Source organism: Rothia sp. HMSC065G12 (assembly GCF_001811455.1).
In the GTDB taxonomy this organism is placed as follows: Bacteria; Actinomycetota; Actinomycetes; order Actinomycetales; family Micrococcaceae; genus Rothia; species Rothia dentocariosa.
Genome location: NZ_KV804792.1, coordinates 21,842 through 36,875 on the forward strand (window position 1 = coordinate 21,842; position 15,034 = coordinate 36,875).

Consider the following 15,034-nt stretch of genomic DNA (forward strand, 5'->3'; position numbering starts at 1 on the left):
CAAGATTATCGAGAAGAGAAGGAAGATATGGCGTATAAACCTAAACGGTCCGGTAAGAAAGACGGCGCCCCCAATGCTCGCTCCCGGCGTGCCGCATCACGAACCGCCAGGGGTGTAACTCGTCCCTTCGAATCCGCAGGGTCGGAAAAACCGGCACCGGCAAAAATTGGGACACGCTCCCTACATGAGGACGAGGTAAACGAAGCTATCAAACCTGTGCTCAGTGAGTTTTCGCTCGTGCTTGAAAGGATTAAGATCAGCGGTCCGGCAGCTAACCGAACGGTAGAAATTACCGTAGACTATACGGAAGATCGGACAGATTCCCTTTCTCTGGACAGCCTTGCGGAAATCTCGGGGGCTATCTCACAGGCTCTGGATAAAGCTGATAAGCACGATGAGTTCTTCCCCTACATGTTGGAGGTTTCCTCTCCTGGAGCTACCCGAGAACTTACTGAGCGCCGCCATTGGAAACGTGCTCGCGCCCGACTTGTAGCAGTGACACAGACAGATGGCACGGAATACGTGGCTCGTCTTGACGAGATTACGGACGAAGGCCCTGTGCTTCGGCGTAAGAAACAGACTAAGAAAGGGCAGAAGCAGACATACCATGACGCTGTGATTGTGCCCTGGGAAAATATTGGGCACGCTAATGTTGAAATTGATTTCAATTCTACTCAAGAGACTGTAGAATAGGTACAAAATAGGCTTTCTGTTTGTTTTTTCACACTCAACAAACATAAAGCAAACCGTTCGGGAGCCGGGGCGCAGAAAAAGCGTCCCGGCGCCGTGCTACAGGGAAAGGCTGAAGAGCGTGGACAACAATATGACGATCGACTTAGGCGTTCTGCATGCACTTGCAAAGCAACGAGGTCTCGTTTTGGAGGAACTGTTCTCGCTGGTTGAAAATGCTCTGGTGCTTGCCTATATGAAGCAGCCCGGCGCCATTAAAGGCTCCCGAGCCGTCATCGATCGAACCACCGGCGACTTCGCTATTCTTGCGCCGGAACTTGACGATGACAACCAGAAAATCGATGAGTTCGATGATACGCCCAATAACTTTGGGCGCATTGCTGCGGCGACGGTGCGTCAGGTTTTATCGCAGCGTCTGCGCGATGCCGAAGATGCATCCGTGCTTGGTGAATTTAAAGACCGAGAAGGAACCTTAGCATCCGGCGTTATTCAGCAGGGGAATAACCCCCGTATGGTTCAAGTCGATTTGGGAACTATTGAGGCTGTACTTCCCGCGAACGAGCAGGTTCCCGGAGAACAATATCCCCACGGAACCCGTATTCGTGCATATCTCTTAGAGGCGCGCCGTGGGCAGAAGGGTCCCTCGATTGTGCTCTCGCGGTCGCATCCGAACTTGGTGCTTCGCCTATTTGAGCATGAGGTTCCAGAGATCGCCGACGGATCGGTCAAGATTAACTCCATTGCTCGCGAGGCAGGACATCGCTCGAAGATAGCGGTAAGCGCAACGAACCCCAGTATCAACGCTAAGGGTGCCTGCATCGGTGATATGGGCGCTCGCGTGCGTGCTGTTGCCGCCGAACTTAATGACGAGAAGATCGACATTGTTGATTACTCGACGGATCCTGCGGAGTTTATTACGGCTGCGCTCTCGCCCGCTAAGGTGACCGAAGTTATTATTGCGGACCCCCGCGAATATTCTGCTCGTGCGATTGTCCCCGATGAGCAGCTTTCGTTGGCAATCGGGCGGGAAGGCCAGAACGCGCGCCTTGCAGCGAAACTAACCGGCTGGCGTATTGATATCTTGGCGGAATCAAAATATGCTCAGATTCGAGCCGAAGAAGAGGTGGCTGAGCGAGTAGCCCGCAGCCTTGATTTAGACGAAAACGAGTAGTAACCGGTATTCTAGTAGGAGTACCCTGTAGCCCCTAGAGGGTCTTTCTGCATTCACGAAACCGAATACGGACGTGACCCAGATGAGGGGCTACACTTAAGATGTGCGTTTGGCGCGTGCACCCCAGTGGCGTGCCTAAACGACTGTGACAGTTTTGATGGGGAAGAGGGGAGAGCAATGAGTGAACCTCTCCGTACCTGTATTGGCTGTCGCCTCCGCGATAATCCGCGGAATATGCTCCGTATCGTCCGTTTCGGCGGCGACGGAGAACGGATGCGCATCCTTCCGGATGTGCACTGTACCTTGCCCGGTCGCGGTGCGTGGCTACATATGCGTGAATCCTGCCAGCAACAGGCTTTTCGTAAAAATGCTTTCGCCCGCGCCTTTAAAGTTTCAATTGCTCGCGCAGACCTTATGGTTTTGACCGAATACTTCGCTCAGCGCAAGCCCGAAACTACGGGCTATGAGTGAAACTCACATCCCTATAAGTCAACGAGTTTGACGACTTCTTGCAGATTACGAAAGCGAGTCAGAAAACTGATGGATATCTAATGAGTGCCGCGACATGAGTACCCATCTGTGCTCACACCCCGGCAAATTTATGCCCACGCGTGTGTTAGGCGTAACCGAGAGCCTAGTGCGCGCATACACACATCATTAGTGTTCGCACCGTCCTGGTGCGAGCCAGGACAGGAGAAAATTTGGCTAAGCCTCGCGTACACGAGATTGCTAAAGAACTTGGTGTAACGTCAAAAGAAGTTATTGCAAAACTAGCCGAACAAGGCGAATTCGTAAAGGGCGCATCCTCGACCCTTAACCCGCTCGTGGTTAAGAAACTGCGTGAAGCGTTCCCCGCCCCCGCTCAGGCACCTGAAAAAGCTGAAAAACCAACTAAAGCGTCAGGGAAGTCTGCAGCTTCCACAGCTAAAACTGCTAGTGCTAAGCCCGCCGCTCCAAAGAAGCCGGCGGACGCGAAATCTGCTGCTAAACCTGCGGCACCGAAACCTGCCCCTAAACCGGGTGCAAAACCTGCAGCTAAATCTGCGGCTCCCAAACCCGGTGCCAAGGGCACCGCTAAATCTTCTTCGGGTCCTCGTCCTGGCAACAACCCCTTCTCCTCACAGCAGGGAATGGCTCGTCCAGAGGCTCCGAAGCCTGCTGCTCCAAAGCCCGCACCGAAACCTGGTGCATCGGCTCCAAAACCGGGCCCGAAGCCTGGTCCTCGTCCGGGTAACAACCCCTTCTCCTCACAGCAGGGAATGAAACGACCCGAACGCGGCGAACAGCGTTCTGGCGGTCCTCGTCCACCCCGCGGTCAGCGTTCAGGCAATAATGCCCCTCGTCCCGGCGGTGGGGGCAACGGTCCCCGTTCCGCATCGGGGTCGCGCTCGCACACGCCTCGTTCCGGCGGCGGCAACCGTCCTAGCCCGTCCATTATGCCGTCCAAGGTCTCGAACGTCGGTTCCGGTCCCGGTGCACCCAGTGGTGGTGGCGGAGGCGGTAACCGTCGTGGCGGAGGCGGCTATAACCGCGGTCCTTCGCGTCCGGGTCCCGGTGGCCGTGGAAATGCACAGGGTGCTTTCGGCCGTGGCGGTTCCAAGCGTAAGAACCGTAAGTCGAAGGCAGCCCGCCGCAATGAAGTCGAGCAGATGAATGCACCCGCACCCGGTGGTGTGGTAGTACCTCGCGGAGATGGCTCGACTGAGGTCCGCCTGCGTCGCGGCGCATCCATTATGGATTTTGCCGAGAAGATTGGCGCTAACCCGGCTTCGCTGATTACCGTGCTCTTCCACTTAGGCGAAATGGCTACTCAAACCCAGTCGCTCGATGAAGAAACCTTCGAGCTATTGGGCGCTGAGTTGGGGTACGTCGTAAAGATCGTGTCTCCTGAGGACGAAGAACGCGAGCTCTTGGAATCCTTTGACATCGACCTTGAAGCCGAAGCAGAGGCGGAAGGCGATGACGTTCTTGAAGTGCGTCCTCCGGTTGTGACTGTGATGGGTCACGTTGACCATGGTAAAACTCGACTGCTGGACGCTATTCGGAATACCAACGTCATTGAGGGTGAAGCTGGCGGTATTACCCAGCATATTGGTGCGTATCAGGTACACACCACCGTCGAAGGTGAAGACCGTGCGATTACCTTTATCGATACCCCCGGTCACGAGGCGTTTACCGCTATGCGTGCCCGCGGCGCGAAAGTTACCGACGTTGCTATTCTGGTGGTCGCTGCGGATGACGGCGTGATGCCGCAGACCGTTGAAGCGCTGAACCACGCTCAGGCGGCTGATGTGCCGATCGTCGTGGCTATCAACAAGATCGATAAGGAAGGTGCATCGCCCGATAAGGTCAAGGGCCAGCTGACCGAGTACGGTCTGGTACCTGAAGATTACGGTGGAGACACCATGTTTGTGAACGTTTCGGCTCGGAATGGCACAAACATTACCGAGCTGCTTGAAGCCGTAACCTTGACTGCCGACGTTCTGGAACTGCGCGCTAATCCGAATAAGGAAGCTCGTGGCGTTGCCATTGAAGCGAACCTGGATAAGGGCCGCGGTGCGGTCTCCACCGTCTTGGTGCAGTCCGGTACTCTGCATGTGGGCGATGCGATTGTCGCCGGTGTGGCACACGGTCGCGTGCGCGCAATGTTCGACGAGAACGGTCATGCAGTGAAAGAAGCCGGTCCATCCCGTCCCGTTCAGGTTCTGGGTCTTTCGACCGTGCCCCGTGCGGGAGATACCTTCCTCTCGACCGAAGAAGAACGCACCGCACGCCAGATTGCTGAGAAGCGTGAGGCCGCAGACCGTAACGCACAGCTCGCGAAGCGTCGTAAGCGCGTAACCCTTGAATCCTTCGATGCCGCTGTGGCTGAGGGCAAGATGGATACCCTCAACCTGATTATTAAGGGTGACGTCTCCGGTGCTGTTGAAGCTCTGGAAGAGTCGCTCATGAAGATTGATGTGGGCGGCGACGAAGTTCAGCTGCGCGTCATCCACCGCGGTGTGGGTGCTATTACTCAGAACGATGTGAACCTGGCAACCGTGGACAACGCGGTGATCATTGGCTTCAACGTTCGTCCTGCAGAGCGTGTCTCTGAGCTTGCAGACCGCGAGGGCGTCGAGATGAAGTTCTACTCGGTCATCTACCGCGCGATTGAGGAAATTGAGCAGGCTGTCAAGGGCATGCTCAAACCCGAATACGAAGAGGTCGAACTCGGCTCGGCGGAGATCCGCGAAGTGTTCCGTTCCTCCAAGTGGGGTAACATCGCAGGTTCGATGGTCAAGAACGGCATTATCAAGCGTAATTCCAAGGCACGCCTGGTACGTGACGGTGTTGTGGTGTCAGAAGACCTCACCATCGAGTCGTTGCGTCGTTTCAAGGACGATGCTACCGAAGTACGTGAAGGCTTCGAGTGCGGTATTGGACTCGGCTCCTTCAACGACATCAAGGAAGGCGACGTCATCGAAACCTGGGAGATGCGCGAGAAGCCGCGCGTCTAAGACCCGCAGAAACGCGCCCGTTCCTCGTATCTCGCTTCGTTCCGGTTTTGTACCGGAAGGTGCGGGATGCGGGGCGGGCGCTTCCCTATCTGTACTTGACCACAAGGAGAAAACTATGGCTGATGCAGCACGTGCAGCCCGTCTCGCCGACCGTATTAAGGTGATTGTGGCGCAGGCGCTTGAACGCCGAGTCAAAGACCCCCGCCTCGGTTTTGTGACGGTTACCGATGCCCGGGTCACGAATGACCTGCAGCACGCAACCCTGTACTACACCGTATACGGTTCTGAAGAAGAACAAGAAAACACAAAAAAGGCGTTGGAATCCGCTAAGGGCATTTTGCGCTCTGAGGTGGGAAAAAATATTACCGCGCGTCTGACGCCAACCCTCACCTTCGTACCAGACGAAGTACCGGTTAACGCTTACCACCTCGAAGACCTCTTAAAGAAAACCCGTGAGCGCGATGCTGAACTTGCTGCCGCATCCGCAGGGGCCCAGTACGCGGGCGAGGCAGACCCATACAAGAAACCTGAGCAGGCCGAAGTAGAGGAAGACTAATACAGTGGCGAAAGCTCGGGAACGTGGACCGTCAGGTCTACTGGTGGTGGATAAACCCGCTGGCATGACGAGCCATGATGTAGTCTTGAAGATCCGCTGGATTGCCGGTACGCGGCGTGTTGGTCATGCAGGTACTCTTGATCCGGCGGCGACCGGCGTGTTGGTTTTAGGCTTGAATAAAGCGACAAAGCTTTTGACGTATTTAGTTGGTCAGGATAAAACTTATGAGGCTCGCCTGGTGTTAGGGGCCACAACTCTGACAGAGGACGCTGAGGGAGAGCTCACCGGGATTGCTCGCGCGGAGGCTGTGAGGGCTCTGACTCGGGAGAAGATTGAAAACGCCGTACGATCTTTGACGGGCGATATTATGCAGGTTCCCTCCGCCGTTTCGGCGATTAAGGTTAAGGGCGTGCGTTCTTATGCTCGGGTTCGTGACGGCGAGGATATTGAACTTCCCGCCCGAAAGGTCACGATTCATGAGGCCGCTATTCATGAGGTGCGCGATAGCAAACTTGATACTCGACTATATACTGTTGCCGAGGGGCTTGATGCTCCCGCGTGTGTACCAGTTGTTGAGGTAGATATTACGGTTTCCTGCTCTTCTGGAACCTATATTCGTGCTTTTGCTCGTGATGTGGGTAAAGCCCTGGGCGTTGGGGGCCATCTGAGTGCTTTGAACCGTATACGTGTAGGGAATGTGTATCAGCGTGAGGCGTTTGATTTAGCTGAACTCATGAAGGAACACGAGAACGCTGATGGGCCGCTAGACTTACCTGTACTTTCTCTTGAGGAGGCGGCACGTCGTCTGTTCAACGTTCGGCAGCTTACGACGCAAGAGGCGACCGATATTTCATTTGGTCGGCGCATTACAGTCAGTGAGGAAGGCTCAGATGCTCTTGTCTTAGGCACACAAAGCCCGGAATCTCAGCATGCCAATACCGAGGGGATAACTGCCGCATTTGCGCCGGACGGAACACTAGTGGCTCTTATAGAGAATGTGAAGTTTCGGGGAACCCGATGCGCGGCACCCGTGCTCGTATTTGAAGCAGGAATTGACTTCTCGCGGGAAGCGGGGGAGCGGCTATGATCGCTGGTTTGGACTGGTGGTTCTGGATTACTGTGGTACTCGGTACGTTATCGTGTCTGGCTTCTTTGGTACAGTATTTCCGTGGTTATGAACCCGATGACTATTCACAAGGTCCGATGCTTGTTCTTGAAGCGTTTTTAGTGGTGTACCTGGTAGGGTCGATCATCATGCAGGCTGTGGGACCGGGACCTCGTGGTGACTGGCTGGAGTATTACGGGTACCTCGTGACTGCCATGCTTATTCCCGCCGGCGCGTTCTTCTATTCTCTCAGCGAGCGTACGCGATGGGCGACTCTGCTACTGGCGGTTCCAGGGCCCGTGCTTATCGTGATGGTTCACCGAATGAATATGCTGTGGTATTACTATTAGACACAGGTTTTACTCCACATAGCTGGGGCACAGAGCCTGAATTATAGAGCAAGTACGCAAGCATCTAGAGACACCTTCTGCGCACACACCTTGGGAAGGACACGATGTGCATAATACTTTGAACCCTTGGGGTTCCCGCACCACAAAAGGCAATTCTAAATCCGATGCTGTTTCCTCAGCTGGCCATGCCTCCGGTCCGGGTAAAGTTATCGCTGTGGTGTACGGGATTTTTACATTGTCGGCGGGCGCTCGCGCGTGTTATCAGCTGATTCGTAAATTTGATGAGGCGCCTTTGGCGATTCTGCTTTCGCTTCTTTCCGCAATTATTTATGCTATTGCTGCTGTTTCTTTAGCAAAGCGTGGAGAACGTGCTAGGCAGCTTGCGGTTATCACCATCGTAGTGGAGCTTCTTGGCGTCCTTGGCATAGGAGTTTTCTCGTATGCCGCTCCGCAGTTTTTCCCTTTAGCATCCGTGTGGTCGCATTTCGGGCAGGGATATGGGTATATCCCCTTGGTACTGCCGGTGGTGGGGTTGTGGTGGCTGTACCGGGCAGCGCATCGCACTACGAACAGGTCGCAGAATTCTCGGTGAGGATAGCGAAAACTAAAAGGAGAGAACTATGACTCGTGATAAGAACTCGCAGAAGGCCGAGAAAAAACCACTTTCAACCTCTGAACCGGTAACTCAGCCGCAGCCGGTGATTTCAGCGCAGTCGGAGTATCCGCAGAAAGCGCGCACTGCGTCGGCTCAACAGCCTGCACAGAAAATCGGATCTGAATCCAGTGCTCAGAAATCTGCTCGCGGATCAAAAAATACTGCCCCTGCAGCATCGCAGAAAACGACGGCCGTGCGTACGGTGGAGGACGTCGCCAAGCCTCAGAACCAAGGGGTTTTTCGCGCTGTGACCGCACTTTATGGTGCTTTGGTTATGCTCTATGCGGGGTGGCAGATCTTCTCTGGCGCCCGTGCTGTGCCAGAGAATGATGCTCTGGCGGCAAATGCTTCTCTGGAATCAAATTATGCGTTTTTCGCCGCAATATACTTCGGTTTGGGGCTCTCATTCCTCGTTATCGCCGTGAAGTTCAAGTGGGTCAATATGCTGGTGATATCCTGTTTGGTGGTTTTCTTAGGCGGCGTGGGACGTATTATGTCGTGGGCTACCCACGGTACCCCGCATTGGTCGCTGATCGTGCTGATGGTGACTGAGCTGGTCATTCCTCCATGCCTGTTGATTTGGTACGCCTGGATTAATAAGTCCAATAAGATTCGGCAGGATATGCTTCAAGCTTCGCAACAGGGGAAATCCTCTCGTTAGCGTTGGGTCTCGAAAATCCTTCAGGTTTATCGGGGTGGTAATTCTACATACGTCTTCAGACTGGTTTAGGATGTATAGGTACATTATTTCTTACCAGGAGAGCCCGTGACCCTCTATACCGAGTTGAGCGATATTCCGGCGGATTTCGGTCCGTCCGTAGTGACTATCGGCAATTTTGATGGCGTGCATATTGGTCACGCTCGCGTTATTTCACGTGTTGTCGAGGTAGCGAATGAGCACGGGCTTGTTTCGGTTGCTGTTTCGTTTGATCCGCACCCCATGCAGGTGCATAATCCTGAACTGAAGCATCAGGAAATCATGGGTCAGGGGTCAAGACGTTATTTCATGTGCCAGCTTGGCCTGCAGAACTACCTACTGCTGCATTACGACCTAGAGTTTGCGAAGCAGAGCCCCGAAGAATTTGTGAAGTCCGTCTTTGTTGATACCCTGCGTGCACGTTATGTCGTGATCGGCGACGATGTGCGTTTTGGGCACAAGAATTCGGGCGATTTAAACACAATGCGCGAACTGGGGAAGAAATACGGGTTTGAGGTCATCGTGGTTGATGATTTGATGGCCGATGAAAAAACCCGATGCTCTTCAACCCGCATTCGCGAATATCTGAACGCGGGGGACATGGAAGGTGCGGCTCGGCTGCTTGGTCGTCCGCACCTGATGTACGGGGAAGTCGTGCACGGCTTGGCGCGTGGGCGTGAATTGGGGTTCCCTACAGCAAATTTGGAGCTGGAGGCGCGCGGCTTTATCCCGGTTGATGGTGTGTATGCCGGATGGTTGACCGATGAGTCTGGTGAAAAGCATCCGGCGGCTATATCCGTGGGTACAAACCCAACCTTCGACGGCATTGAAAACCGTCAGGTTGAGGCGCATGTTATTAACCGTCCTCAAGAACGTGTTGAGGACTTTGACCTTTATGGGCAGCATGTGGTCGTGGAATTTGTGAAGCACCTGCGCCCTATGGTTGCGTACCATGGCATTGATGCTTTGATCGAACAGATTAATCAGGATGTTGCGCAGGCGCGCGATGTGCTTGCCGCAGGGTCTTACGCTTAGGTAATAAGACTCTGGCGTTTTCTGTCGTCTGTAATCTTATGAAGACCAAAATAAAACATAACTGATTCTGTAACTTTCATGTTTATCGTGAAGGTTTAAAATATTTTTTATATTAATTGTATAAATGTATAGATAAACCGCACCTTGAGAATTTAATTGTAATATTTTTGTTTACTTCGAGAGAAATATGTAATTTTCTCTCTTGTTGATGTGTGCATGAGATACACTAAAAATTACAAATTTCCGATAGCTTATTGATGCATGTAATATATCTTGGGTCTTTGGTGACATAAGATATATTAGAGAGTAATCTACCTGGAGAATATATCCCTGACTTATTGCGTAAATCAGGGATGACAATCACCTACTCGACACAAAGGAATATTGTGAATACCTCGAAAACACTGTCCCGGCGTACCTTGGCAAAAGGCACCGCCTGGGCTGCCCCTGTTGTATTAGCCTCCTCCGCTATACCCGCATATGCGTCCAGCGTGCCGGATTGTTCATGGCTTGCGACTCAGAATGTTGTGGAGACGAGCGTTTCTAACGAATTCTCGGACAATGGTAATCCGAATATTACCGTCGCGGACTGGGGGAACCAAGGGGGTGCTGGTGTATCTTATAAATTTGCCGATACATATGACAATGGTCGTAACCCTTATGCTGTTAATACACCCATTGAGAGAAACCCTTACCATGATTTCACCTTTACCTACCGCATCACAGAAGATTTGCGGAGCTTTAAGGCGAATCCTTGGGTTAATCAGGCAACTCCAGTGGGTGAACAAAATGCAAAAAATAATGCTGTACTCGATACCCAATTTAACGGTGTTGGGTATAAAGTTACTGGTGCCCAACCTATCAAGCAGGGAACCTTTGGGTGGGGGAGCTTCAACCACAAAAATATTGATGGTATGCCCTCAAAAACTACGGGGTCTTACGGTTGTTATGAGGACCGTAAGTTCTATCCGTTCTCCCGTTCTCAGGCGCGTTCTGTAGTTGAGGGCAGCCGCTGGCGCGGACAGCTCTATCTTGACTTCGGACCGGTAAGTGCAGGAACGATTATTAAAGTAACTATTCGTGTTTACTCGCTTCAAGAAATGTCCGCCTCGTACATTAATCAGCGCTACTACAACAACAACTGCAATCCAACCTATAATGGTGGTCCCAAACGTTGGGCTGGAGATAACGACCAGGTTGGTGTGGTGGGCGAGTACTCTTACGCACTCAAAGACCCCCGTGTTGCAGAGTGCAGCAGTTCTGCCAATAAGCATGCGGTGCCGATCAGCGGATACTGGGCTTTCGGCGGTAACTGGACCCGAGAGTAATATCCTCCAGCAAAGCTATGCACCATCAAGCTGTTTGGCACTTATATAAAGAGGGCTAGTGCAGCAGTGCATGCTGTACATGGAATACGGCGGTATTGCAATAACGCGATGCCGCCGTATTCTTGCGTCATGAGACCGAGCTCAGCGGCATTTATGCAATGAGAATGCAGGAACTCTCTTAGGGAGAGTATCTTATGAAGGGTTCCGACGAAGCGGGTGCTTAAGAGAGAATATAAGCATGAAAAAAATGAACGTCGAGTCTTTCAACCTTGATCATCGTGCCGTTGTGGCCCCCTATGTGCGGATTGCAGACCGCAAGGAATTGCCCGGTGGAGATACCCTCATCAAATACGATGTCCGCTTCACTCAGCCTAACAAGGGCCATCTTGAAATGCCCGTCGTACATTCGATCGAGCATATGAGCGCCGAGCACATGCGCAACCACACAGATAAGCTCATCGATTTTTCACCAATGGGATGCCAAACTGGGTTTTACGCCCTCACCCTGGGGCTAGAGCTGCAGGAGTTCTTGCCCATCCTGGAAGCGACTCTACGAGATATTCTCACGGCTACCGAGGTGCCCGCCGCGAATGAAATACAGTGCGGTTGGGGCGCTAACCACACCCTTGAAGGGGCGCAGAATGCTGCACGTGAATTCCTCGCCGCACGTGCTGACTGGGAGCAGGTGATGGCGGCGTGAGCGAACAGCATCACTCTGGCGAACAGGGGCACTCCGAAGAAGCTGCGCAGATGTTCCCCACAGACTTTACGCCGGCGGATATTTTTAACGAAATGTATGCCGACTTGGAGAACCTGAACGACCTCATGATGAGCTTCTCAAACGCGATCGTCATTCAGGTTGCGATGGATGAAGAGCTAGCCCCGTTCCTCGCAGCGACCGAGCAAGCACAGCCCTCCTTCACTGAAGGCGTAGCAAAATTCTACCCACGTTATCTTATGCTTGAAGAAGATCAGGTTCCCCTTCTGCTGGTTCGCTCCAAAATTGGGTTAGTCAATGCCGCATCCGCCGTCACGGAAGCTATCAACTACGCGACTAACTGTTTGGGGGTTATCAGTGCAGGAACCGCCGGTGGTCTTGCGCAGCACATCAACGTTGGAGATATAGTACTGGGGTCAAATTACCTGTACACCGATGCCGACGCAACCATTTTTGGATACGAACGCGGGCAGATTCCTGGGATGCCCGTATCCTATGGCGATCGTGACTCGGACTGGGAAGAGGCGATTGAAGCGGCGCTTTCAGCTCTTAAATCGGCACAGGAGGAAGGTTCCTGGGCGGTGCACCAAGGGCGGATGCTTGCGGGTAACTCATTCGTGACTGAGTATAACGTGAAGGACACCCGAGAGGCCTTCGATACGGCACTCAGCACCGATATGGAGACCACAGCGATCGCGCAGATCTGCAGTAACTATGATGTGTCTTTTATGGCGGTACGCTGCATCTCTGATTTATGCGGCCCAGCAGCAGATCAGGAATTTCATCTTTCGGTCGATGTGGTGGCTCCCCGCTCGGCACGATATGCGCTGCAGATTGCCGCTGAGCTCTGGACGCAGCAGGAATTACCCGCTCTTGAGTTGAACCTTGAAGACTAAGTGGACGGATCTGCTTAAGAAGACCATAATGCTTCAGACCCCAAGTGCTCAGACGGTTGCACAGAAACACTCATTACAAGAAAAATTCCGAGAGAATTCACATTTAAGCCGTCATAGCGTATGGTTAACACAGCAATAACGTACTCGTGACTCAGGAGAGCACCATGAAAATCTGCCCGACCTTAGCCTCTGCGGCTGGTCTTCTTGGCGGTTACAAGGTCGCATCTACAACCGGCAACCGGCCTCTTGGTGGTGCCGTGCTGGGTCTTGCGGGTTTTATTGCTTTCAAGAACTGGAAGCGTAAAGCTGGAGTTGGGCGTGCTACGTTCCTCACCGGCGTTTACCTTTCTGCCTTCGGTTACTCCCATCCACTCGCCAAGAAAATTGGCGCGTGGCCGGCAGTCTATACCGTGACTGGCGTAACCGCTCTGTTGTCGCTCATCGTAGGACGTAAGCGTAAACAGAAATAGTCTTCAACAAGACGGCGGGTTGGCTTCGTTGCCAAACCCGCCGTCTTTTTGCGTTACGATTCACTGCAACTAAGAAATCGCAAGGATGCACGGGGAGTACGCTGGGCGCATCCCACAACCTCGATGGGGGAGGTACACGGCATACGGCAACAAAAGCCACACCGCAGAACCAACCAGAACACAAGATTTTCAAGAGGTTACACCGCTAACCCGCGAGGTGAGGAAAAATGAAGAATAACGCTAACTCTGCGGCAACTACCGCAAATGGCGCTATCTCCACCGAGGATGCGCCCCAGCTATCGCGCGGACTCTCCCTGCGTCACATCATGTTCATTGCGCTTGGCTCGGCAATCGGCACCGGACTCTTTTACGGCTCCGCCTCCGCTATTCAACTGGCGGGCCCCGCTGTACTACTCGCCTATGTGATTGGCGGAGCTGCCGTTTTCATGGTGATGCGCGCTATGGGGGAGCTCGCACTGGCACACCCCGTATCTGGCGCATTCTCGGAATACGCAACCCGGTATCTGGGACCTTGGGCTGGGTTCGTCACCGGCTGGAGCTATGCTCTGGAAATGGCGCTCGTTGCCATCGCGGATGTGACAGCATTTGCAGTATATATGAAATTCTGGTTCCCCCAGTCGCCCTCGTGGATCTGGATCGTATCGGTGCTGCTCATTTTGCTCGCCATTAACCTTGCCAAGGTGAAAGCCTTTGGCGAGACAGAATTTTGGTTCACTATTGTCAAGGTAAGCGCTATTATCGCCATGATTGGGGGCGGAATTATTCTGCTTTTCGTTGGTGTGCAGGCACACACCTCGGTGAAGCCGTCCGTTACGAATCTGTGGGCGCTTGATGGTGGTTTTATGCCCGAAGGGTTTACTGGTTTCCTGGCATGTTTTACCGTGGTAATGTTTGCCTTTGGCGGTATTGAGAATATCGGTATTGCGGCGGGGGAGGCGGAAAACCCACGCACGTCGATTCCTAAGGCTATTCGTACTGTGCCGTTCCGCATTCTGATCTTCTATGTGCTGACTCTCTCCGTCATTATGTCGCTCTACCCTTGGTACTCTGTCACTAAAGAGAACTCGCCTTTTGTGCAGATCTTCGAGAACCTGGGAATTCCGGCGGCAGGATCAATCCTCAACGTGGTTATTATTACCGCCGCCGTGTCTGCGATGAATGCCGATGTTTACGGTGCCGGGCGTATGATGTACGGGCTGGCAAAGCAGGGGCTGGCCCCGAAATCATTCGGCAAGGTTGCAAAAAACGGTGCGCCCTGGATGACGACTCTTCTGATGATCGTGGTTATGGCGGTGGGCGTGATCGTGAATATCGCGTTCGAGAATGCTTTTGAAGTAGTCGCTTCGCTGGCAACATTCGCGACCGTTTTCGTGTGGGTTATGATTCTGCTGGCGCACATCGCCTATAAACGTGGGGGATACGAAGACGAAGTGCAGCCCGTGCGGCTTCCTCTGGTCGTCAGCTATATAACGCTTGCGTTTATGGCGTTCATCGTCGTGCTATTCGGATTCTTCGATGACACTCGTTTGGCTCTTGTTGTTGGCGCTATATGGTGTGTTTTCCTTCTCGCGTACTATCGCCTAGCGGTAGCGCCACGGTTGGCAAAGAACGCAAAACTGGCGATCACGTCTGATGTTCAGGGCGGATAAATGCGGTATTGCGGGCGGAAATGCTAGGCCTAAATACGGAATGTGCTGCGGCGGTAATCTTTCAAAATCCGTAAAAGTAGCGTAGAATGTGTTAAACGCGTGTCTGCGGTCCGCGGCAGAAGACGTGAGGGGCATACGCCCAAAACCCCGGCGACATACGGTCGTACGGGCAGCTACGCGGCACTAACTCTAG

Annotated in this window: 15 protein-coding genes; all 15 read left to right on the top strand. The window is 53.1% G+C overall.

Annotated features, from left to right (window positions below; genetic code table 11):
* Window positions 1-27: 27 nt before the first annotated feature.
* The 15 genes from rimP (at window position 28) to HMPREF2804_RS00165 (ending at window position 14,841) form a co-directional block, all read left to right on the top strand.
* Window positions 28-693, top strand: a complete 666-nt coding sequence (rimP, locus tag HMPREF2804_RS00095; RefSeq protein ID WP_048753060.1) for a ribosome maturation factor RimP — start codon at window positions 28-30, stop codon at window positions 691-693.
* 130 nt (window positions 694-823) lie between these two features.
* On the top strand, window positions 824-1,861 hold the full coding sequence (gene nusA / locus HMPREF2804_RS00100; protein WP_004006237.1) for a transcription termination factor NusA: 1,038 nt from the start codon (window positions 824-826) through the stop codon (window positions 1,859-1,861).
* 177 nt (window positions 1,862-2,038) lie between these two features.
* Entirely contained in the window at window positions 2,039-2,332 is a 294-nt protein-coding gene (locus tag HMPREF2804_RS00105) for a YlxR family protein (RefSeq protein ID WP_080972544.1), read from the top strand.
* A gap of 230 nt (window positions 2,333-2,562) precedes the next feature.
* Entirely contained in the window at window positions 2,563-5,361 is a 2,799-nt protein-coding gene (gene infB / locus HMPREF2804_RS00110) for a translation initiation factor IF-2 (protein ID WP_048753063.1), read from the top strand.
* Window positions 5,362-5,476: 115 nt separating this feature from the next.
* Window positions 5,477-5,917 (top strand): 30S ribosome-binding factor RbfA, encoded by a 441-nt coding sequence (rbfA, locus tag HMPREF2804_RS00115; RefSeq protein WP_048753064.1) that lies wholly within the window; start codon window positions 5,477-5,479, stop codon window positions 5,915-5,917.
* Window positions 5,918-5,921: 4 nt separating this feature from the next.
* Complete coding sequence (truB, locus tag HMPREF2804_RS00120) at window positions 5,922-7,004, top strand: tRNA pseudouridine(55) synthase TruB (protein ID WP_070448428.1); 1,083 nt, start codon at window positions 5,922-5,924, stop codon at window positions 7,002-7,004.
* Complete coding sequence (locus HMPREF2804_RS00125; RefSeq protein ID WP_004006242.1) at window positions 7,001-7,372, top strand: hypothetical protein; 372 nt, start codon at window positions 7,001-7,003, stop codon at window positions 7,370-7,372. Before truB ends, HMPREF2804_RS00125 begins: the two co-directional genes overlap by 4 nt.
* A 106-nt stretch (window positions 7,373-7,478) precedes the next feature.
* On the top strand, window positions 7,479-7,964 hold the full coding sequence (locus HMPREF2804_RS00130; protein WP_095343012.1) for a hypothetical protein: 486 nt from the start codon (window positions 7,479-7,481) through the stop codon (window positions 7,962-7,964).
* A 28-nt stretch (window positions 7,965-7,992) separates the two neighbouring features.
* The gene (locus HMPREF2804_RS00135) at window positions 7,993-8,688 is read left to right on the top strand and encodes a DUF4345 domain-containing protein (RefSeq protein WP_070448427.1); all 696 of its coding nucleotides are present in this window, start codon (window positions 7,993-7,995) and stop codon (window positions 8,686-8,688) included.
* Window positions 8,689-8,793: 105 nt separating this feature from the next.
* A complete protein-coding gene (locus HMPREF2804_RS00140) occupies window positions 8,794-9,759 on the top strand; it encodes a bifunctional riboflavin kinase/FAD synthetase (RefSeq protein ID WP_048755096.1) in 966 nt (321 codons plus the stop codon).
* A gap of 386 nt (window positions 9,760-10,145) precedes the next feature.
* Complete coding sequence (locus HMPREF2804_RS00145; protein WP_239661875.1) at window positions 10,146-11,087, top strand: hypothetical protein; 942 nt, start codon at window positions 10,146-10,148, stop codon at window positions 11,085-11,087.
* 238 nt (window positions 11,088-11,325) lie between these two features.
* Window positions 11,326-11,787 (top strand): S-ribosylhomocysteine lyase, encoded by a 462-nt coding sequence (locus HMPREF2804_RS00150; RefSeq protein WP_004006247.1) that lies wholly within the window; start codon window positions 11,326-11,328, stop codon window positions 11,785-11,787.
* On the top strand, window positions 11,784-12,701 hold the full coding sequence (gene mtnN / locus HMPREF2804_RS00155) for a 5'-methylthioadenosine/S-adenosylhomocysteine nucleosidase (RefSeq protein WP_139044899.1): 918 nt from the start codon (window positions 11,784-11,786) through the stop codon (window positions 12,699-12,701). The genes HMPREF2804_RS00150 and mtnN overlap by 4 nt, the downstream gene beginning before the upstream one ends.
* A 164-nt stretch (window positions 12,702-12,865) precedes the next feature.
* Entirely contained in the window at window positions 12,866-13,171 is a 306-nt protein-coding gene (locus tag HMPREF2804_RS00160) for a hypothetical protein (RefSeq protein ID WP_013398741.1), read from the top strand.
* Window positions 13,172-13,398: 227 nt separating this feature from the next.
* Window positions 13,399-14,841 carry an amino acid permease gene (locus HMPREF2804_RS00165; RefSeq protein ID WP_048753068.1) on the top strand — a complete coding sequence of 481 codons (1,443 nt, stop codon included), beginning with the start codon at window positions 13,399-13,401 and terminating at the stop codon, window positions 14,839-14,841.
* The last annotated feature ends 193 nt before the right edge of the window (window positions 14,842-15,034 follow it).

What these genes read in the sequence shown, in the direction of transcription:
- HMPREF2804_RS00105 (WP_080972544.1), top strand. Translation starts at nt 2,039, where the DNA reads ATGAGTGAACCTCTCCGTACCTGTATTGGCTGTCGCCTCCGCGATAAT.
- rbfA (WP_048753064.1), top strand. Translation starts at nt 5,477, where the DNA reads ATGGCTGATGCAGCACGTGCAGCCCGTCTCGCCGACCGTATTAAGGTG.
- HMPREF2804_RS00160 (WP_013398741.1), top strand. Translation starts at nt 12,866, where the DNA reads ATGAAAATCTGCCCGACCTTAGCCTCTGCGGCTGGTCTTCTTGGCGGT.
- nusA (WP_004006237.1), top strand. Translation starts at nt 824, where the DNA reads ATGACGATCGACTTAGGCGTTCTGCATGCACTTGCAAAGCAACGAGGT.
- HMPREF2804_RS00165 (WP_048753068.1), top strand. Translation starts at nt 13,399, where the DNA reads ATGAAGAATAACGCTAACTCTGCGGCAACTACCGCAAATGGCGCTATC.
- HMPREF2804_RS00125 (WP_004006242.1), top strand. Translation starts at nt 7,001, where the DNA reads ATGATCGCTGGTTTGGACTGGTGGTTCTGGATTACTGTGGTACTCGGT.
- HMPREF2804_RS00135 (WP_070448427.1), top strand. Translation starts at nt 7,993, where the DNA reads ATGACTCGTGATAAGAACTCGCAGAAGGCCGAGAAAAAACCACTTTCA.
- rimP (WP_048753060.1), top strand. Translation starts at nt 28, where the DNA reads ATGGCGTATAAACCTAAACGGTCCGGTAAGAAAGACGGCGCCCCCAAT.
- HMPREF2804_RS00150 (WP_004006247.1), top strand. Translation starts at nt 11,326, where the DNA reads ATGAAAAAAATGAACGTCGAGTCTTTCAACCTTGATCATCGTGCCGTT.